General features: G+C 45.2%; 14 protein-coding genes and 1 pseudogene. 11 read left to right on the forward strand and 4 right to left on the reverse strand.

The features are described from left to right. Window positions 1–564 precede the first annotated feature (564 nt). From GPLA_RS05640 to GPLA_RS05675, 8 genes are all read left to right on the forward strand, one after another. A complete protein-coding gene (locus GPLA_RS05640; RefSeq protein WP_040513978.1) occupies window positions 565–1,992 on the forward strand; it encodes a hypothetical protein in 1,428 nt (475 codons plus the stop codon). Between the two features lie 148 nt (window positions 1,993–2,140). Continuing rightward, the gene (locus tag GPLA_RS05645) at window positions 2,141–3,448 is read left to right on the forward strand and encodes an ABC transporter substrate-binding protein (protein WP_007103892.1); all 1,308 of its coding nucleotides are present in this window, start codon (window positions 2,141–2,143) and stop codon (window positions 3,446–3,448) included. A gap of 67 nt (window positions 3,449–3,515) precedes the next feature. Further along, complete coding sequence (locus GPLA_RS05650; protein WP_007103893.1) at window positions 3,516–4,388, forward strand: carbohydrate ABC transporter permease; 873 nt, start codon at window positions 3,516–3,518, stop codon at window positions 4,386–4,388. 3 nt (window positions 4,389–4,391) lie between these two features. After that, entirely contained in the window at window positions 4,392–5,222 is an 831-nt protein-coding gene (locus GPLA_RS05655; protein WP_007103894.1) for a carbohydrate ABC transporter permease, read from the forward strand. A gap of 10 nt (window positions 5,223–5,232) precedes the next feature. After that, window positions 5,233–6,255, forward strand: coding sequence for an ABC transporter ATP-binding protein (locus tag GPLA_RS05660; protein ID WP_007103895.1), 1,023 nt, complete (start codon window positions 5,233–5,235; stop codon window positions 6,253–6,255). 111 nt (window positions 6,256–6,366) lie between these two features. After that, the gene (locus tag GPLA_RS05665) at window positions 6,367–7,836 is read left to right on the forward strand and encodes a mannitol dehydrogenase family protein (RefSeq protein WP_007103896.1); all 1,470 of its coding nucleotides are present in this window, start codon (window positions 6,367–6,369) and stop codon (window positions 7,834–7,836) included. 20 nt (window positions 7,837–7,856) lie between these two features. Beyond that, window positions 7,857–8,579, forward strand: a complete 723-nt coding sequence (locus tag GPLA_RS05670) for an HAD family hydrolase (RefSeq protein WP_051997643.1) — start codon at window positions 7,857–7,859, stop codon at window positions 8,577–8,579. Then, complete coding sequence (locus GPLA_RS05675; RefSeq protein WP_007103898.1) at window positions 8,572–9,531, forward strand: sugar-binding transcriptional regulator; 960 nt, start codon at window positions 8,572–8,574, stop codon at window positions 9,529–9,531. Before GPLA_RS05670 ends, GPLA_RS05675 begins: the two co-directional genes overlap by 8 nt. A gap of 77 nt (window positions 9,532–9,608) precedes the next feature. Here GPLA_RS05675 and GPLA_RS05680 read toward each other — a convergent pair whose 3' ends face one another. Next, the gene (locus GPLA_RS05680; RefSeq protein WP_007103899.1) at window positions 9,609–10,574 is read right to left on the reverse strand and encodes a carbohydrate kinase family protein; all 966 of its coding nucleotides are present in this window, start codon (window positions 10,572–10,574) and stop codon (window positions 9,609–9,611) included. 537 nt (window positions 10,575–11,111) lie between these two features. After that, window positions 11,112–11,723: a TetR/AcrR family transcriptional regulator gene (locus tag GPLA_RS05685; protein ID WP_007103901.1), complete on the reverse strand. Its 612-nt coding sequence runs from the start codon at window positions 11,721–11,723 to the stop codon at window positions 11,112–11,114. A 427-nt stretch (window positions 11,724–12,150) separates the two neighbouring features. On the opposite strand from GPLA_RS05685, the gene GPLA_RS05690 reads away from it, so the two are divergent. From GPLA_RS05690 to GPLA_RS05700, 3 genes are read left to right on the forward strand one after another with little or no spacing between them, the layout of a single operon-like run. Further along, window positions 12,151–13,398 (forward strand): efflux RND transporter periplasmic adaptor subunit, encoded by a 1,248-nt coding sequence (locus GPLA_RS05690; protein WP_007103902.1) that lies wholly within the window; start codon window positions 12,151–12,153, stop codon window positions 13,396–13,398. A gap of 11 nt (window positions 13,399–13,409) precedes the next feature. Then, on the forward strand, window positions 13,410–16,571 hold the full coding sequence (locus GPLA_RS05695) for an efflux RND transporter permease subunit (RefSeq protein WP_007103903.1): 3,162 nt from the start codon (window positions 13,410–13,412) through the stop codon (window positions 16,569–16,571). A 10-nt stretch (window positions 16,572–16,581) separates the two neighbouring features. After that, a complete protein-coding gene (locus GPLA_RS05700) occupies window positions 16,582–17,964 on the forward strand; it encodes an efflux transporter outer membrane subunit (protein ID WP_007103904.1) in 1,383 nt (460 codons plus the stop codon). Between the two features lie 146 nt (window positions 17,965–18,110). Here GPLA_RS05700 and GPLA_RS05705 read toward each other — a convergent pair. Both GPLA_RS05705 and GPLA_RS05710 read right to left on the reverse strand, forming a co-directional pair. Further along, window positions 18,111–19,306 (reverse strand): annotated as a pseudogene (locus GPLA_RS05705) (MFS transporter). Window positions 19,307–19,459: 153 nt separating this feature from the next. Beyond that, entirely contained in the window at window positions 19,460–20,005 is a 546-nt protein-coding gene (locus GPLA_RS05710) for a TetR/AcrR family transcriptional regulator (RefSeq protein ID WP_007103905.1), read from the reverse strand. Window positions 20,006–20,046 lie beyond the last annotated feature (41 nt).

The following is a 20,046-nucleotide window of genomic DNA, read 5'->3' on the forward strand; positions in this document are numbered from 1 at the left end:
TACCTAATAACTAAAAAACTATCGTTACCGAATCGAAAACAGGGTCAGATAACATAGCGCTATTCATAGCATAGTGATTATCGCTAACTTTCGATATTAATCAATTGGTTAACTTTTCATATTTACCTTCATTTATTTCTTTGCGTGTATTCGTGCAAAATCTCCCGACTAAACTGCGACTGACAAGGCGAAACCTATGCAAATTAGCCATATTCCGTGCGTTTTTTGCAAATACATGACTCACTTGCCAGCCTTTAGTCACAATATTGTGTATTCCCACACATTTACGCAACATTTTTAACAAATGTAAGCTACTGAATTTTATTAATTTAAATATTTAATGCATTAAATGTGAACATTTTGTAAGCAAAAACGATTGACGATGTTAAATCAATCTGGGAATATGCTCACTAGTCGGGCATATCCCCAAAATACAATCATTAACTCAGATCTAGGGCTTACGCCCTGTTTGTGAAGGCAGTTAACGGATATATCGGCTTTAGTTGATTTCCATTTGAAATCTATAAGACCACACACAACACTTACTTTCATAAGGGCGTAAACATGTCTAACTCAAACATCTGCACAACTCACTGTCATCGTAACAATGCTCGACCTGCGTCGGTCTTCGGCAAGCTAGGATTACTCGCGGCAGCAGTTATGGCTGCATCAGCACCTACGCTGGTACATGCTGAAAAGCTAAGCAAAACAGCACCGGCGTACGTACCCGCTACCCAAGTAAACTCGTTTCTTGATGGTCGTGTAGAAGTTAACTTTCTAGCTATGCAAAACTACCAAGCAATTCAAGCCAAAGAAGGCGCGTTTCGCCCTGTAGATGAAGAACAGTCTTCTGGTTTTGGTCGTATCAGAGCAAACCTCATGCTTAAGTTTCACATCACGGAATACATCACCGCTGATATCGATATCGCTGAAGAGCCAAATGATTTCGGTAACAACGGCGACCGTGATTTTGCTTTTCACAATGACTACTCGGGTATCGAGTTTGACTTATTTGGTCTTACTGAGTATGCGCGTGAAAATGCTAACTTGACCCTGCGCGTTGGTACCATTGGCGGAGCTCCTTTCCAATTTAAAGGGTTTCAAGACGGCGCTGACAACCAAGGTAACGCCCTCATTGGTAACGGAATAACGGACTACGCAACCGCAGAGAATGGTGCACAATTAAGATATACCGAGACATTCGATGATGGTGTAATCCGCAGCTACAATGTTACCGGCCACATCACCACATCCAGTTTTGGCGAAGCGTTCCAAGAAGATCGCGGTTTTAACTACTTGCTTCAAGGTAGCTTAGAGTTCGCTGGTGGTTTTAAAGCCGGGATGAGTTTTTTACAGGCCAACCAAGGCGACCAATTGCGCTTTGAAAACGGCGTAGCAAGCCTTGACGGTTTAACCACCACTAACTATCGCTTTGGGGATGGTGAAAACTATAACTTTTCGGCATCAGCTTCAAGTGAGCGCGACACCCATGTTGGTATTATGCCAGGGCTTGAGCAGACAACAATTCAGTTGAACTTAGCGTACCAGCCAACGCCTGAAACCAGTTTAATTTTTATGATTGGTAAGTCCAGTGACGATTATACTTTCGCAGATACGGCAGGAAACGCAGTAGCCGGTATTACTTACTTCGGCGTAGACGGGGTCGCTGATCCGGCAGGAACAACGTTCGATTCAAATAGCGTGATTAAAGGAGATTCGTCAGTTGAGTATTGGACTGTTGAAGCCCAGCATTATTTCATTCCTCGCAAGTTCTATGTCGCCGCACGTTATGCAGAAGCTGAAAACACCTCAGATTTAATCGCCCAAACAGATAACACAGTTGAGCGCCTACAAGTGGCTGCAGGTTACTGGTTCAATGATAGAACGCTTCTAAAGTTCGAATATGTTGATCAAGACGAAGGAATTAACTCTGGCGGGCAAATCGGTAAAGGGTTTGACGGCTTCACCTCAGAGATATCCGTTAAATTCTAAGTTATTAGTCTACTTGATGTGGCCATGTACCTAACAATGGCTGCATCACACTGAACTACAATAAGTTATGAAAACCGTCTTATTTACCCCTGCGAAGCAAAATAGCGGTACGTAAGATACCTAACCGAAAACATAAGGGGAATGCCCGATGTTGAAAAAAATTACCATGTTAACCTGTGCAGCGCTAACGCTGAGTACTGCCGTAACCGCTGAAACCATCACCATCGCCACGGTAAACAACGGCGATATGATCACCATGAAAGAGCTAAGCGCTGATTTTGAAGCTAAGCATCCAGATATCGACCTGCAGTGGGTCACATTAGAAGAAAATATTCTACGTCAACGTGTGACGACCGATGTTGCTACCAAGGGTGGCCAATATGACGTCATGACGATCGGTACATACGAGGTGCCTATTTGGGGCAATCAAGGTTGGCTAACTGAACTTGACGACTTAGGCGCTGAGTACGACGAAGAAGACTTACTTCCGGCTATCAGAAGTGGCCTGTCGGTAAATGACAAATTATATGCGGCCCCTTTTTACGGTGAAAGTTCGATGGTCATGTACCGCAAAGACTTGATCGAAAAAGCCGGTCTTGAAATGCCCACCAAACCCACCTGGAAATTTATTCGCCAAGCTGCCAAAGCCATGACAGATAGTGACGCCGGTGTGTATGGGATCTGTCTGCGAGGTAAAGCTGGGTGGGGTGAGAACATAGCGTTGATTACCGCCATGTCAAATTCTTTTGGTGCCCGCTGGTTTGATGAAAATTGGAAGCCACAATTTAACACGCCTCAGTGGAAAGACACCTTGCAATACTATGTTGATATCATGACAGAATCTGGCCCTCCTGGCGCATCTTCAAACGGATTCAATGAAAATTTAGCGTTGTTTCAAACAGGTAAGTGCGGCATGTGGATAGATGCCACTGTTGCGGGTGCCTTTGTGACCAACGAAAAAGATTCGGAAGTCGCCGATAAGGTGGGCTTTGCCATGGCTCCGGATATGGGCTTGGGTAAACGTGGAAACTGGTTATGGGCATGGACGCTTGCTGTACCTTCTAGCAGCGAAAAAAGCGCAGCAGCAATGAAGTTTATCAGTTGGGCAACATCCAAAGAGTACCTTGCTCTCGTCGCAAAAGAAAAAGGTTGGGCTAATGTACCTCCAGGTACTCGTACATCTTTGTACGCCAATCCTGAATATCTAAAAGCCGCTCCCTTCGCTGAAATCACCTTGGCGTCTATTGAGTCTGTTGATCCGAAAAACCCAACGGTGCAACCCGTGCCTTATGTGGGCGTTCAATTTGTTGCCATACCTGAGTTTCAGGGTATTGGTACTGCCGTAGGCCAACAATTTGCCGCTGCATTGACTGGGCAGATGACGGTAGAGCAAGCATTGGCTAGCTCACAGCGCTTGGTCGAACGCGCAATGCGTAAAGCACGTTATCCAAAATAGTTAAATTTTGATGGGGGGTAAGTGCAGGTCACTTACCCATGGTTTTCACTTGAAAAAGGTCTAGATTATGGCGACGATGCAATCTCGTAACTTAGCTAGAATGATGTTATTTCCATCCGTCGTATTGTTGTTGGCGTGGATGATAGTACCGCTGTGTATGACATTGTATTTCTCATTTTTAGATTACAATCTACTCACACCCGGAAGCGAAGAATTTATTGGTTTTCTAAATTATGAGTTCTTTCTGACAGATCCTGCTTTTTTTGCCTCTTTTTTCAATACACTGTTGCTCGTGGGGGGGGTTCTTCTTATCACCATTTGTGGTGGTATTGGCTTGGCGATCTTGCTTGACCAAGCCATTTGGGGACGCAACTACGTGCGCATTATGGTGTTAGCGCCGTTCTTTGTTATGCCGACAGTTTCTGCTTTAGTGTGGAAAAATATGCTGATGAATCCGGTTAATGGTTTGTTTGCACACTTTGCCATATGGATTGGTGTCGAACCCGTCGACTTCTTTGCTCAAGTACCCTTGTTGTCAATTATTATCATAGTGTCATGGCAGTGGCTGCCGTTTGCAGCATTGATATTACTCACTTCTATTCAGTCCCTTGACCGTGAGCAATTGGAAGCCGCTGATTTGGATGGTGCCGGCCCGTTTAGTAAATTTATTTATATTGTTATGCCGCATTTATCTCGCGCTATAACAGCTGTAATTTTAATCGAAACCATCTTTTTACTGTCGATATTCGCTGAAATATTGGTCACAACCAGTGGTGGGCCGGGCTATGCCTCGACCAATCTTACCTACTTGATTTACACGCAATCATTACTTCAATTTGATGTTGGCGGAGGCTCAGCAGGAGGTATTGTCGCAGTAATCATTGCCAATATTGTCGCTATTTTCCTTATGCGCCTAATTGGCAAAAACCTGGAGGACTAAATTATGGCTATGAATAACAGTAATAAATCTAAAATTATTTATACCGCTTTAGCCTGGGGCATAAGTGGAATGATCTTTTTCCCCATTTTATGGACCTTGCTAACCAGCTTTAAAACGGAAGCTGAGGCAATATCAGCCAACCCCAGTCTATTTATGTTTGATTGGACACTTGAAAACTATTCAGACGTACTGGCGCGTTCCCCCTACTTTAACCATTTCTGGAATTCTGTAGTGATTTCGATTGGTTCTAGTTTGCTAGGTTTAGTCATAGCCATACCCGCAGCTTGGTCTATGGCGTTTGTGCAAACTAAACGCACTAAACATTTATTAATGTGGATGCTGTCGACCAAAATGTTACCGCCGGTCGGTGTACTGATCCCTATTTATTTGATGTTTAGAGATTTCTCTTTGCTCGACACTAAATTGGGCTTGGTCATTGTTATGACACTGGTCAACTTACCGATAATGGTGTGGATGCTTTACACCTACTTTAGAGAAATCCCACATGAAATCCTTGAAGCATCACGTATGGACGGATGCAGTATTGCTGAAGAGATATTTCATGTGTTACTACCGCTTGCACTGCCAGGTATAGCTTCTACGCTACTTCTAAACGTTATTTTAGCGTGGAATGAAGCTTTTTGGACACTGATATTGACCGCAGCAAATGCAGCCCCGTTAACGGCATTTATTGCCAGTTATTCAAGTCCAGAGGGATTATTTTACGCCAAGTTATCAGCAGCATCGGTGATGGCCATTGTGCCCATACTTATACTTGGTTGGTTTAGTCAGAAACAATTAGTGCGCGGATTAAGCTTCGGCGCAGTAAAATAGGAGAGTTATCATGGGCAGCATTACTTTAAAACAGGTCACGAAAACTTTCGGCGACGTAAATGTAATTAAACCAATAGATCTACAGATACATGATGGCGAATTCATCGTATTCGTTGGTCCGTCAGGTTGTGGTAAATCAACTTTGTTGCGGATGATCGCGGGTTTGGAAGATACAACCAGTGGCAATATTGACATAGACGGACAAGATGCCACTAATACGCCTCCTGCAAAGCGAGGCTTAGCCATGGTGTTTCAATCCTACGCACTGTATCCACACATGTCGGTGCGCAACAATATTGCGTTCCCATTAAAACGAGCAAAAATGCCCCCTGCTGAAATTGAGGCAAAAATTGCCTCCGCGGCAAAAATATTGAATCTGGGTGATTATCTGGATCGCAAACCCGGACAATTGTCAGGCGGTCAGCGTCAACGCGTTGCAATTGGCCGTGCGATAGTGCGTCAACCTTCTGCGTTTTTATTTGATGAGCCACTGTCTAATTTAGACGCATCATTGCGCGTTAACATGCGCCTGGAAATTTCCGAGTTACACAAAACTCTTGATACGACGATGATTTATGTCACCCACGATCAAGTAGAAGCGATGACAATGGCAGATCGCATTGCGGTATTTAATGCAGGTGTGATTGAGCAGGTCGGAACCCCGCTAGAGTTGTACCAAACTCCGATCAATCGCTTTGTTGCTGGTTTCATTGGTTCGCCAAAAATGAACTTTATTGAGGTTGAAGCAGTTGATGGCGATCCAACCAGTTGCGTGGGAGTACGTCCGGAGCATTTAAAAGTTACACAGGACAAAGGCCTTTGGACGGGTAAAGTTGGTGTGATTGAGCATTTAGGGTCAGAAACCTTTCTACATATTCATGTTGATGGAGTGGGTCCCCTTACCCTTAAAGCTGATGGTGATTGCCCATTGAAATATGGCGACGATGTAAATTTGACCGCACCGCAAAACAAAATTATGCATTTTGATGCAGCGGGTAAGACTCTGCCAGCGACTCCATTTTCCGGTAACTAAACGGCACAGGGGAGGCAAACCTTTTTGGGTTTGTTTCCACGTGTTCACCCGGGAAATGAACCAACCTGATTTATATTAGCATTTTGCTACATAACGTAGGAGCTCAATTCAATGACTATTAAACTTGGTCTTGACACACTTGATGCCATGCCACCTAACGTGTCTAAACCCGATTATCAACGCGCATTGCTTTCACCCGGTATTATTCACATTGGCGTCGGCAATTTTCATCGTGCTCATCAAGCGGTTTACCTAGACAAATTATTTAACGCAGGCCTGGCCCATGATTGGGCTATCAGAGGAGCAGGCATTAAAACCTATGACTCGGTCATGCGCGACAAATTGAAAGCTCAGGACTGGTTAACGACCGTGGTAGAACTAGATGCAAAAGGACTCACCGCTAGGGTTTGCGCTTCGATGCTCGATTTCATCGAAAATGATGCCAGTACGTTAATTGACGCCCTCACCGATAGTCAGATTCGAATAGTGTCAATGACAATTACCGAAGGGGGTTATTTCATGGATGATAAGACAGGCGGCTTCAACCTTGCCCATGACGAAATCCAAAGGGATATTGCTAATATTGAAACCCCCACAACCGTATTTGGCTTAATGATTTCGGCGCTAAAACGTCGTAAGGAACAGAACAAGCCAGCTTTTACCATTATGTCCTGCGACAATATTCCTCACAACGGTAATATTACCAAACGAGTTGTTAGCGAAATGGCTGCAGCGATCGATGGTGATTTAGCGCAGTGGATTAGCCAAAATGTTACCTTCCCGAATTCTATGGTTGACTGTATTACGCCGGCAACATCAGAGCAGGAACGTCAACGTCTGATGACTTTATTTGATATAGAAGACCAGGCCCCTGTTTTTTGTGAACCGTTTAGACAATGGGTACTAGAGGATAACTTTGCCAATGGCCGCCCCCCCCTAGAACAGGTCGGTGTCGAATTTGTTGCAGATGTCGCCCCTTTTGAACTGATGAAATTACGTATTCTAAATGGTGGACATGCCGCAATTGCCTACCCAGGCGCTTTATTCGGCATTCACTTTGTCCACGATGTTATGGCTCATCCACTCATAAGCTTGTACTTGAAAAAACTGGTTACACAGGAAATTATTCCTACCTTACCCCAGGTGCCTGGGGTCGATTTTGATGACTATTTTGCCGTTATCGAATCTAGATTTGCTAATCCTGAAGTGTGCGATACTGTGCCACGGCTATGCCAAGATGCATCGAACCGTTTACCCAAGTTCATTTTGCCCACTATTGTGGCCAATTTAGAACAAGGTAGAGATTGCGCTGGTCTAGCGTTAGTCGTGGCATTATGGTGTCGACTTTGTGCTGAAGGCGACGTTCCCAATAGCAAAATATCTATTGACGACCCACAAGCTAAAAGGCTTATAAAACAAGCATCTATGGCAAAAGTGGAACCGGCAATATTTTTGCAAATGACGGACATATTTGGGACACTCTCAAGCAACAACGTATTTGTTAAGCATTTTACGTCGATATTAGACATGCTCTGGGTCTCAGGTACTGAAAAGACCTTAGAGTGGTATTTAAAACAATAAGAATAATTGCCGGTTATTGAATGACTCCTTCCCACACATCACTTTTGCAGTACCCCATAGAATTAATCATTTTTGATTGCGATGGGGTACTGATAGATAGTGAAATTATAAGTAAACGTGTATTGCTACACATGCTCTTAGAGCTTGGTGTGCGCATATCCGATGAATATTTTGAGTCGAACTTCCTCGGCCATAGTTTTGAGCATGTCACAGCCAAAATTTTGGCTGACTTTGACGTAGCATTAGCGAGTTCATTTTCCCAAGACTATCAAACTAAGTTAATGCAAGTTTTCGCTGTGGAGCTTGAGCCCACGGTTGGACTAGAACGAATGTTATCAGAGCTCAAAGTACCTTATTGCGTGGCGACCAGTAGCAGTCCTCAGCGCGTCAGTCGCGCGCTAGAGATAACGCGTATTGGCCACTATTTTGGTGATCAAGTTTTCACTTCTTCTGAAGTAAAAAACGGTAAACCCGCTCCTGATTTGTTTTTATACGCAGCGGAAAAAATGGGTGTTCATCCTCAATGTTGCCTAGTGATTGAAGATTCCCCCGCCGGCATTCAAGGGGCCAAGGCAGCCCAAATGCAAGTCATCCGATATGCTGGCGCAGGCCATATGCAGCAATGGAGACAACCCGGCGAGTCCTCAGTCGACGATTTGACGACTATCAAAAATTGGCAAGCTCTTTATGCGCTTGCACCGACGCTCAACACAATACATAACATGCGAGATAAACGTGGTTAAGCTTTCCAGTGCCGAAAATAGACGATTAGACGACGCCGCTCGAGCCGGCTGGTTATATTATGTTGCGGGTAACACACAAGATGACATCGCAAAAAAACTCGGAATTTCTCGCCAATCGGCTCAGCGCATGGTGGCGTTATCCGTTAGCGAGAAGTTAGTAAAAGTTAGGCTCGATCATCCCATTGCTAAGTGCATGGACTTGGCTGAAAAAATTTCCAACCGTTTTGGTCTGCTTTCCTGTGAAGTGGTGCCTAGTGATATTAGCGATCCGACCTCGACCGTGGGTTTAGCCCAGGCCGGAGCCAACGAAATTGAACGTCATTTAAAATCAATACAACCCAAAATATTGGCCATGGGCACCGGGCGAGTGCTGCGTACCTGCGTAGATGAACTGGCCCCGCTAGATTGTGCTCAGCATAAAATTGTAGCCTTACTGGGTAACATGACATCTGACGGCGCGGCGTCACCTTATGATGTAGTGGTACGCATGGCTGAGCGCGTTAACGCCAAGCATTACCCCATGCCTTTACCTGTGTTGCCGCGAAGTGTGAACGCAAAAAATCAGTTACACGCCATGCCCCACATTGCGCAGAATATGAATCTGGCACAACACGCAGATGTGACCTTTGTAGGTGTGGGTAATTTAGGCACCAATTCGCCCCTGCATCTAGACGGTTTCGTGACCCCTGAAGAGTTAGACGAGTTGCAAACGGGCGGCGCCGTGGGAGAAATTATTAGCTGGGTATTTGATAAAAATGGGCAGTTACTCGATTGCGGTATCAATCAACGAGTGGCCAGTACGCCGCTTATTGTTGGCTCAGATAAACCGGTATTTGCTTTAGCTGCCGGTGAAGATAAGGTCTTTGCAATATTGGGCGCTTTACGATCAAAGCTGGTGAACGCTTTGATTACTAATGAATACACTGCCGAGCGCTTATTAAGTATCGACTAAGCTTAAGGCAAACAATCATCGCGCAACAAAAAGGGACCATCAGGTCCCTTTTTTACGGTCCATTGTTAAAGGCCGTTTTATGCTTTACTTTTAAGAACAAAGGTCATGCTGTTCACTTCATCCAACGTGGGTAACGCAGTCATAGCGCCAATTTTGGCACACACCAAGCCGCTAACCTTACCAGCAAATTCGATAAAGCCTTTAAAGTCGTCATGGTAGAAATTATCGCTTGGCCCACTTTTAGCCATTTGAAACAAAATAGCGCCGATGAACGAGTCGCCAGCCCCCGTGGTATCAACGGCGTTTATTTCATAGGCCGGCACTATGTAATGCTGACCATTTTGTGAAATTAAGCAGCCGTCTGGGCCCAGGGTCACCAGCACAACTTTCACGCCTAAATCATGAAAATACTGACAACCTTCAGCCATATCGTCTTTTTGCGAGAGTAAAACTAACTCTTCATCGCTAACTTTTACGATATCAGCTAACGCAAAATAGGTATTACAGATGTCTCTGAATTCAGCGTCTCGTCCGCGCCATAAATCGACTCTGTAGTTAGGATCGAAACAGATTATATTGCCATTATTCTTACCTTGCTGAGCAATACGCAGATAACTTTCGCCTAACTCTCCGCCAAGTAATGCAGTGGCAGAGCCAAGATGCAAAATAGAATCCGTCAACAAGGTACTGATGGTGTTGTCGTCTAAGTTCAGTTGTTCATCTGCGCCACGGTTAAAAGCAAATTCTCGCTCTCCGTTATCGCCCAAAGAGACAAATGCCAAGGTAGTGGAAGTAGATAAAGACGCAACGTGGTCAGTGTTGACGGCATAACGTTTGACTTCTTCAATCAAAAACTCACCAAAAGGGTCGTTACCAACTGAGCCGACCAATACTGGCTCACCGCCTAACTTACCGATACAGGCTGCAACATTAGCGGGTGCACCACCAGATTTTTTAACGTAATTAACGCCATTGACCAAACCACTGTTGGTATCTGTACACACAAAATCGATGAGCATCTCACCAATGCAAATTATCTTCATAATCTCTTTCCGTATAAAAATGTTTAACAATATTGATATGACGAGAAACGGCATAAAAGAACGCCGAACACCTCGGTGTTACAGATCTGTTCTAGCTGACTTTGAACATGGATATTTAAGGGTTAAGCCCAGCCTAATCAAGCCTAAATAGTATGTTGCAAAATTTGCGTTTGTCGTTACGTAAATACCCTTCGAGTATACGCAAAACAGGTTCTGATTAACATCTTTGCAGCCCTTTGTTTATCGATATTTTGTATAATTTAGACAATAAAAATACTGTGACTCAGGCAGGTTTAATTAGCAAAAACACACTCTTTTTTAGTGACATTATCGTTCATCGACTATTGCCGTAACTTAACTACCAACTAACCAATTTTAATGTATTTTAGCGACACAGTTTGTAAGTAAGGATGAGGTTACAACCTAAAATATAATTGAAAGGCAGTCGAGGGGGATGTGACGGTAAGCGGAATATTTTAGATAAAAACGCACTGCCTGTTATCTTGTATTAGCTAAAACTAGGCAGTGACGTATAAATTAACGACGAGGGAAGCTGGCTAACGCTAATTTAGCGACGCCAACAAGCTGAGCTTCCGTTGCACCGCTACTGGCTTGAATCGCTATGCCATTGATAACCGTACATAAATATCGAGCTAAGGTTGACGCATCAGCTTCATCTGTCAAATCCCCTTGCTGTTGGGCTAACTCAAGGCGACTGCGTAATTCGTTTTCACCTTGATGACGCCGCTTAGTGAGTACATCTTTTACACCGGCTGCGGCTTCACTACAGGCCAAAGCACCTTGCACCATCACGCATCCTTGAGGATGAGATGAGTCGGACATATTTTTAGCCGCACCTAACAGCATAAACTCAGCCACTTCATATGCTGTTTTTTGCTCAAGCGCAGGCTTGAAAAAACCACAGGGACGATTTTCATAAAACTCAATGGCTTTTAAAAATAGCTGCTCTTTGTTACCGAAGGCAGAATACAAACTGGGTTTATTAATACCCATAGCAGTGGTTAAATCTGACAGCGATGCACCGTCATATCCTTTCGCCCAGAAAACATCTAACGCTTTCTCTAAGGCTATTTGCATGTCAAAAGCCCGTGGTCTTCCCACTGCGGCAGTACAACTAACAGTGCTCATTATTCAGCTCCTGATATAAATGTGTTCACATAGTAAACAGGTAATTAACCCTTGTCTATATGGGGTTATTTACTATTAAGTACAGAAAGAGTAGAAAATTCCCATTTGTAGCTTTAGGCAAACAATGTGAAGTATTCGACATTCAACTTGCCTCTCACCCTGCGTACCATTCACCAAGTAGTTAGTCTCACTGGCCGAAACTAAGTTCAAATTAGGCGGCGTTTTCTCTATCTATTTTAGTCATGTATCTGCCTTTAACCAGCTCGGCAATCGTGCATATAAAAAACGTCTACATTATATTAAAAATAACTTACCACTCGGTACATAAATCAATTGACTACGCCTACTAGATCTATATTCTTACCGACCAGTACAAAACATTATTTCATACCTACCTCAATCGCCGTAAACTTTAGGAATTAACCCTATGAGCAAAAAACACACGTTCAGAAATATCATTTTTAGCGGGATCACTAGTCTGGTGTTGGTTGCTTGTGGCAACACAGAGCCAACTAAACAACCATCAGCTCCCATAGACCCACAAGTCAGCGTCGCCCGTGTCGTGAATGAACGCATCACTGAGTGGGACGAATTCACCGGTCGTTTACAAGCACCACAAACCGTCACCTTGATACCTAGGGTCTCTGGATATATTGAAAACGTTTTGTTCGAAGAAGGGGCTGTAGTTGGCAAGGGTGATGTATTGTTTCGAATCGACCCACGTGCTTTTAAAGCAGAAGTTGATCGCCTTAAAGCTGAGTTACAAAGTGCCGAGAGTGCGTTTATCCAAGCACAAAACGACTTTACTCGCGCTGAAACCCTTAGCGAACAGCGAGCTGTATCCATCGAAATTCTCGATGGCCGATTGGCACGCAAACAGCAAACGTCTGCGACTGTGGCATCCGTTTCAGCGGCCCTAGCCCTCGCCGAGCTTGACTTGTCATACACCCAAGTGACTGCACCTATTTCAGGGCGTGTTTCCTACGCGTTAATTACCGAGGGTAACTTTGTGACGGCGGGACAAAGCGCACTAACCAGCTTGGTCTCTATGGATAAAATGTATGCCTATTTCGATGTCGATGAGCAAACCTATCTTAAGTACGCTCAGTTAGCTGAGTCTGGTAAACGCTCTGACACTCGAGATGTCGCGGCTAATCCTGTGTACATGGCATTAGCCAGTGAAATAAATTTCGAACATATAGGTAACGTCGACTTTGTTGATAACGCGGTAAACCAACAGACCGGCACCATTCGTATTCGCGCCACTTTCCCAAATCATGATCATGCATTATTACCTGGGTTATTTGCCCGAGTTAAATTAACCGGTAGTAACTCCTATCAAGGCATTTTGATCGACGAGAAAGCCATAGGTACGGATCTGAACAGAAAATTTGTATTAGTCGTTGATCAAGATAACCGACTGGAATATCGCAACGTGGTATTAGGCGAGAAAAACAATGGTTTGCGCATCATTACTGACGGTTTAACCCCCACTGACACCATAGTGGTGAATGGCTTACAACGTGTTCGCCCGAAGATGAAAATACAGCCCAAATTGGTCGACATGACCTCACAAGAAGCACTGACCGCTTTGCGTCAGCAACAAAAATTACTCGACCAAACCAGCAATGAATTGACAGCGCAAGCTGACAAAACATTAGCTGAACGCGGTTAAAGGGAACCCCAATGTTTTCGCAATTTTTCATACGTCGTCCGATATTCGCGGCCGTTATATCTATTATTTTCTTTATCGTAGGTGCCATATCAGTATGGCAACTGCCTATAACCGAGTATCCAGAAGTGGTGCCACCCACAGTTGTGGTTACAGCTAACTATCCTGGCGCAAACCCCAAGGTCATCGCTGAAACGGTTGCCTCTCCTTTGGAGCAAGAGATAAACGGCGTGGAAAACATGCTGTACATGTCCTCACAGGCCACATCTGACGGGCGTATGACGCTAACGATCACCTTTGCCATTGGCAGTGATGTAGATTTAGCCCAAACACAAGTACAAAGTCGAGTTGAGCGAGCCAAACCACGCTTACCCGAAGAAGTGCAGCGCTTAGGCGTGGTAACCGAAAAATCATCACCGGATTTAACCATGGTGGTGCATTTAACCTCGCCAGATAAGCGTTACGACATGTTGTATTTGTCAAACTACGCGGTACTAAACGTTAAAGACGAACTAGCGCGTATTGAAGGCGTCGGTCAAGTGCGTATATTTGGAGCGGGTGATTACAGCATGCGCGTTTGGCTTGACCCAAATAAAGTCGCTGCTTTAGGTTTGTCACCAAGTAATATTGTTGCCGCTATTCGCGAACAAAACCAACAGGCTGCTGCTGGTAGTTTAGGTGCTCAGCCCACGGGAAAAAGTGATTTTCAACTTTTAATTAACGTTAAAGGTCGTTTGACCAAGGTTGAAGAATTTGAAGACATCATTATTAAAGTCGGTGAGCAAGGCCAAGTCAGTCGCTTAAAAGATGTGGCCCGCGTTGAGTTAGGTGCATCCACTTACGCTTTACGTTCGCTGCTTGATAACCAAGACGCTGTGGCTATGCCGGTGTTTCAGGCATCAGGTTCCAACGCCATTCAAATATCCAATGACGTGCGCAGTAAAATGGCAGAGTTGTCAGCCACCTTCCCGGACGGTTTGAGTTACGACATCGTTTACGACCCCACTGTGTTTGTGCGCGGTTCAATCCAAGCTGTGGTTAAAACACTTTTTGAAGCGCTACTATTAGTGGTGCTGGTTGTGGTGCTGTTCTTACAAACTTGGCGCGCATCCATCATTCCTTTAGTGGCCGTACCTGTATCCTTAGTGGGCACTTTTGCCTTCATGCATCTGCTGGGCTTTTCCCTCAATGCCTTGTCGTTATTTGGTTTGGTTTTAGCCATCGGCATAGTGGTAGACGACGCCATAGTCGTAGTAGAGAACGTCGAGCGAAATATCAAAGAGGGTTTGTCACCGGTAGCGGCCACGCAAAAGGCCATGAAAGAAGTGACAGGACCGATAGTAGCAACGACCTTGGTATTGGCGGCCGTGTTTATTCCAACGGCATTTATGTCGGGTTTAACCGGCCAGTTTTATAAGCAATTCGCCTTAACCATTACTATTTCAACCTTTATTTCGGCGCTTAACTCATTGACCTTGAGCCCCGCTCTGTCGGCGTTATTGCTAAAAAGTCCCCATGAGAAAAAGGACGTACTCACCCGTACAATGGACAAACTATTAGGCGCTTGGTTGTTTAATCCCTTCAACCGCTTCTTTGCAAAACTATCAGACGGTTACGGCTGGGTGGTAAAAAAGGTCTTGCGCTTTGGCTTACTCGTTGGGGTGATTTACATTGCCTTAGTCGCCTTGACGGGACTGCAATTCACGACCACGCCTACAGGTTATGTACCGGGACAAGACAAACAATATCTTGTGGCTTTCGCCCAGTTACCTGATGCCGCATCGCTTGAGCGCACAGAAGAAGTCATCAAAGAAATGTCACGTATTGCCCTTGAACAACCTGGTGTTGCCCACTCGGTAGCGTTTCCGGGTTTGAGTATCAATGGCCTGACCAATAGTACCAACAGTGGAATCGTGTTTACCCCGCTAGATGACTTTGCCGAGCGCACCGACCCATCGTTATCAGCAGGCGCGATTGCGGCTGCACTTAACCAGAAATTTGCCGCCATTGAAGATGCCTACATTGCGATATTCCCACCGCCGCCAGTGCAAGGCTTAGGCACTATAGGTGGGTTTAGATTACAAATTCAAGACCGCGCTAATTATGGTTACGACGAGCTATATAAAGTGACTATGCAAGTTATGCAAAAAGCCTGGGCCACGCCTGAATTAGCCGGCGTTTTCTCTAGCTATCAAATCAATGTACCGCAACTTGATGTGGACATAGATCGCACCAAAGCCAAGCAACAATCGGTTTCTTTGGATGAGTTATTTACCACGTTACAGGGTTATATGGGTTCGGTGTACGCCAATGATTTCAACCAGTTTGGCCGTACCTATCAGGTAAACGTGCAAGCAGATGAGCAATTCAGACAAACGCCGGAACAGATCGCTCAACTAAAAGTGCGTAACAATAACGGTGACATGGTGCCTATCGGCTCATTTATTAACGTGAGCAATACTGCCGGTCCTGACCGCGTCATGCACTACAACGGTTTTACCACAGCAGAGATCAATGGCGGAGCAGCACCAGGCTTTAGTTCCGGTGAGGCACAAGCCGCTATTGAGAAAATACTCGCCCAAACCCTGCCCAACGGCATGAGTTACGAATGGACTGAGTTGACCTATCAGCAGATTTTGGCGGGTAATGCAGGCATGTATATATTCCCGCTGATCATCCTGTTGGTATTTATGGTGTTGGCGGCTCAATACGAGAGCCTAAGTTTACCACTGGCTATCATTTTAATTATCCCGATGACGTTATTGTCGGCCTTGAGCGGCGTGCTTATCGCAGGAGGCGACAACAACATATTCACCCAAATCGGTTTTATTGTACTGGTGGGGCTGGCAACCAAAAACGCGATTTTGATTGTTGAGTTTGCTAAAGAGCTACAGGACGAAGGTAAAAGCGCCAGAGAAGCCATATTAGAGGCTGGTCGATTACGGTTACGGCCCATTCTGATGACGTCTATTGCGTTCATTATGGGCGTAGTACCCATGGTGTTTTCAACCGGACCAGGCGCTGAAATGCGCCAAGCTATGGGCGTTGCAGTGTTCTCAGGCATGATAGGTGTCACGCTATTTGGCCTACTACTTACCCCATTATTCTATTACGTGCTCGCTAAACGCGGCGAGCAAAAAACACCTGAATCCAACCCATTAAACACTGCCAAATAGGAGGCTGATCATGACTAATATATTAAAAATTGGCACACTCGCAGGTCTGCTAGCTGCCCTTAGCGCCTGTGCCGTAGGGCCTGATTATCAGGCTCCCACCAAGGTAGAGAATATCGCGTTAACAGACACTTACCAACAAGCAGCCAAACTGACAAATTGGTGGCAAGCGTTTGGTGATGAAGATCTTAATCATCTGATTAAGATCGCATTAGATGAAAACCGTACACTGTTCCAAGCTCAGGCCAATGTGCTACGTGCCTATGCCATATTTCGCGACAGCGCTAATGATTTGATGCCCAAAGGCACCTTGGATGCAGGTTACCAAGCAGCAAAGAATCCAACGGTGCTTAGCAGCGATAACGAGGCAATTACCCGTGGTTATAGCACAGGCGCTAACTTAACTTGGGATATTGATTTGTTCGGTAAGGTTCGCCGTGCCGTTGAAGCATCGTTAGCTGAAGCTGAGCAAGCGGACATCTTATGGCAAGATGCTCAGTTGCAAATTATCAGTCAGGTTGCTGCCAGTTATGGGGACTATCGAGGAGCCCAATTTCGGTTAAAAGTAGCCGAGCAGAATTTGGCCAACTTACGCCAAACTCGCACCATAGTACGTGCACGGTATCAGGCAGGGTTCGCCTCTGAACTAGAAATAGCGCGCATTGACGCCCAGGTGTTTCAAGTTGAAGCCAGTGTGCCACAAATGCGTACTTTGTTAGCCCGTGCCGATGCCACTTTATCTGCGTTATTGGCTAAAAAGCCGGGACAGCTCGCACTGAGTAACGAACCGGATCTACCCCAGTTATCGCAACCTGTTGCTTTAGTACAGGGCGAAAACTACTTGCGTTACCGTGCTGACGTCGCCAGTTCAGAACGTGCATTAGCCGCCAGCACTGCGCGGATCGGCGTAGCGACCGCTGATCTTTACCCAAACGTGTCCGTTAGCGGCTTTTTAGGCTTTTTATCCGGCCCAGGGTTAACGCTGGGCGGAGAGACAAAAAGTTGGAGTGTTGCACCAACCCTGAGTTGGCAAGCTGCTGATTTAGGCTCAGTGAAAGCGCGTATTCGCCAAGCTGAAGCCAGCTCTGATATTGCCCTTGCCCAGTTTGAACAACAGGTTTTTGATGCCCTCGCCGACATGCAGTTTTCATTGCAAAGCTATAATTTCAGTCGGCAGCAACAACAAAGCACTGAATACCAATGGCAAGCAAGTGAAAAGGCCATGACAATAGCACGTCAACGTTTTGAAGCAGGCAGTGGTGAGTTTCTTGAATTATTAGAAGCTCAACGTGATGCTTTACAGAGTCGAGATCAACTTGCTTTACTCGAGCAACAAAGTTTCAACCGTTTAGTGGATATTTATCGTGCCTTTGGCGGCGGTATTAGCGTGATCTAAGCTGATAAACCGTTAACCAATATTCATTACTCATGAAGTGAAGTTAACGTACGTCATGGCACCAAGCAGGTTATATAAACCCACAAAAGCCGGATTAAAAATCCGACTTTTGTGTTTGAGGCAAGCCACCTAGCGCTGTTTAAATGCTAAACGCCTTGTTCAGATGTGACCAAGGTTTGCTTTTTATCTAGTGCCCCAGAGAAGGTCGTTAATATCAAAGCCAACACCACTATGAGCCCTCCGATCCATGGTGTATCAGTCAATTCCATGTTCTCGACTACACCGCCACCGATAATTGAGCCCAGTGCAATGCCTACGTTAAAGGCCGCGATGTTTAAGCCTGCCGCTACATCGACTGCGTTCGGGCTGTACTTTTCGGCAAGTTGCACCACGTAAACCTGTAATCCTGTAATCCTGGGACATTACCAAAGGCAAATGCCCCCCAAACCAATACTGTCAGTACTGCCGCTATAGGATGACCAGCAGTAAAGGTGAAAACAAATAGTACTGCGGCTAAGGCAGCAAAAATGAATTGTAGTGCTTTAACGGGCCCATGTTTATCAGCTAACTTTCCGCCCCATATATTACCGATAGCAACCGACACACCATAAACCAACAAGATTAAACTGATCGCTCCTGCTGAAAATCCGGATACCTGCTGCAACATTGGCGCAAGATAAGTAAAGGCGACAAATGTACCGCCATAGCCCACCGCTGTCATGGCATAAACCAAGAGCAAACGTGGTTGTGTCAGCACTTTAAGTTGTTGGGAAAGTGTCGCTGGAGGTGACTTTCTGAGCTTACTCGGCAACAAGATAGCACTTCCAATCAACGCAACTACACCAAGTAAAGCAACAATCAGGAAGGTTGCGCGCCAGCCAAACGTTTGCCCTATCCAGGTGCCTAATGGTACGCCTGTCACTAAGGCAACCGTTAATCCGGTAAACATGATAGCTATGGCGCTGCCCTCTTTATCTTTACTCACTAAGCTGGTCGCGATCGTTGAACCAATGGAGAAAAACACACCATGGGCTAAACCCGTTAAAATACGCGCGGTAATCAAGGAATCATAACCCGGTGCCAGCCATGCCAGAATATTCCCAGCAATAAACAAAGACATAAGCGCCAAGAGTACGACTTTACGATTCCAGCGTCCGGTCAAAGCGGTGAGTACCGGAGCACCAATCGCTACGCCCAGGGCGTATAAGCTGACCAACAAGCCAGCGGAAGGAAGTGATACGCTCAAGTCTTGAGCGATAGTAGGTACCAAGCCGACAATAACAAATTCGGTGGTACCAATAGCGAAGGCACTTAAGGTTAAGGCCCATAATGCAAGTGGCATAATTAAACTCCAATGATGATAGTGCGGAGCATTATGCCTAATTAAATTTTTGCTAAAAATACCACCAATCGCAAAATACTTTATCAAATTTTACAATAATAATTAAACGACTTACTTTGTGTAATCGCGCTAAAAACGACGAATACAGGTGTGTTAACGAGCCTCGAGCAAGCCTGCGCTAGCGGTGATAAATATACTGTTGTCATTCATTGCTTTACTGACCAACATGGCACCTTCAAGTAACGATAGTGCTGCCACAGCGCGATTTGTTGCTTGCTGTTCGGTGTTACGCTCATCAAGCGCGTAGGCTTGAGTTAACCACTGAATATTCTGTTCAAAGAAACGCTGAGTTTGCAATTTAACCTTATCGGGTAACCCATCTGTTTCCGCGCCGAGTAAACCACACAAACACATTTTTTGATCTTCCGTTAAGGCGCATTGAAATTGCTGTAAATACACTTCGATGGGCTTTTTACCTTGAACGACGAGATCTTCCGGCGAGCCTAAATTAGCAAGAAAATTGTCTGTGTATTGACGCGCAAGCTCTGCCCCCAAGTCAGCTTTGGTGGGAAAATGATAATGCACGCTGGAGCTTTTAATACCGATCTCATCCGCCAACTCACGAAAGCTAAAATTGTTGTAACCACCGGTTCTGACTTTATCTTCAGCCGCTTTAAGTAATTGTTGTTTCTTGCTCATACGCACTCCCTTTTGCTTAATTATCTATCAGTAGATACACA

It is taken from the genome of Paraglaciecola polaris LMG 21857, from assembly GCF_000315055.1.
Lineage (GTDB): Bacteria > Pseudomonadota > Gammaproteobacteria > Enterobacterales > Alteromonadaceae > Paraglaciecola > Paraglaciecola polaris.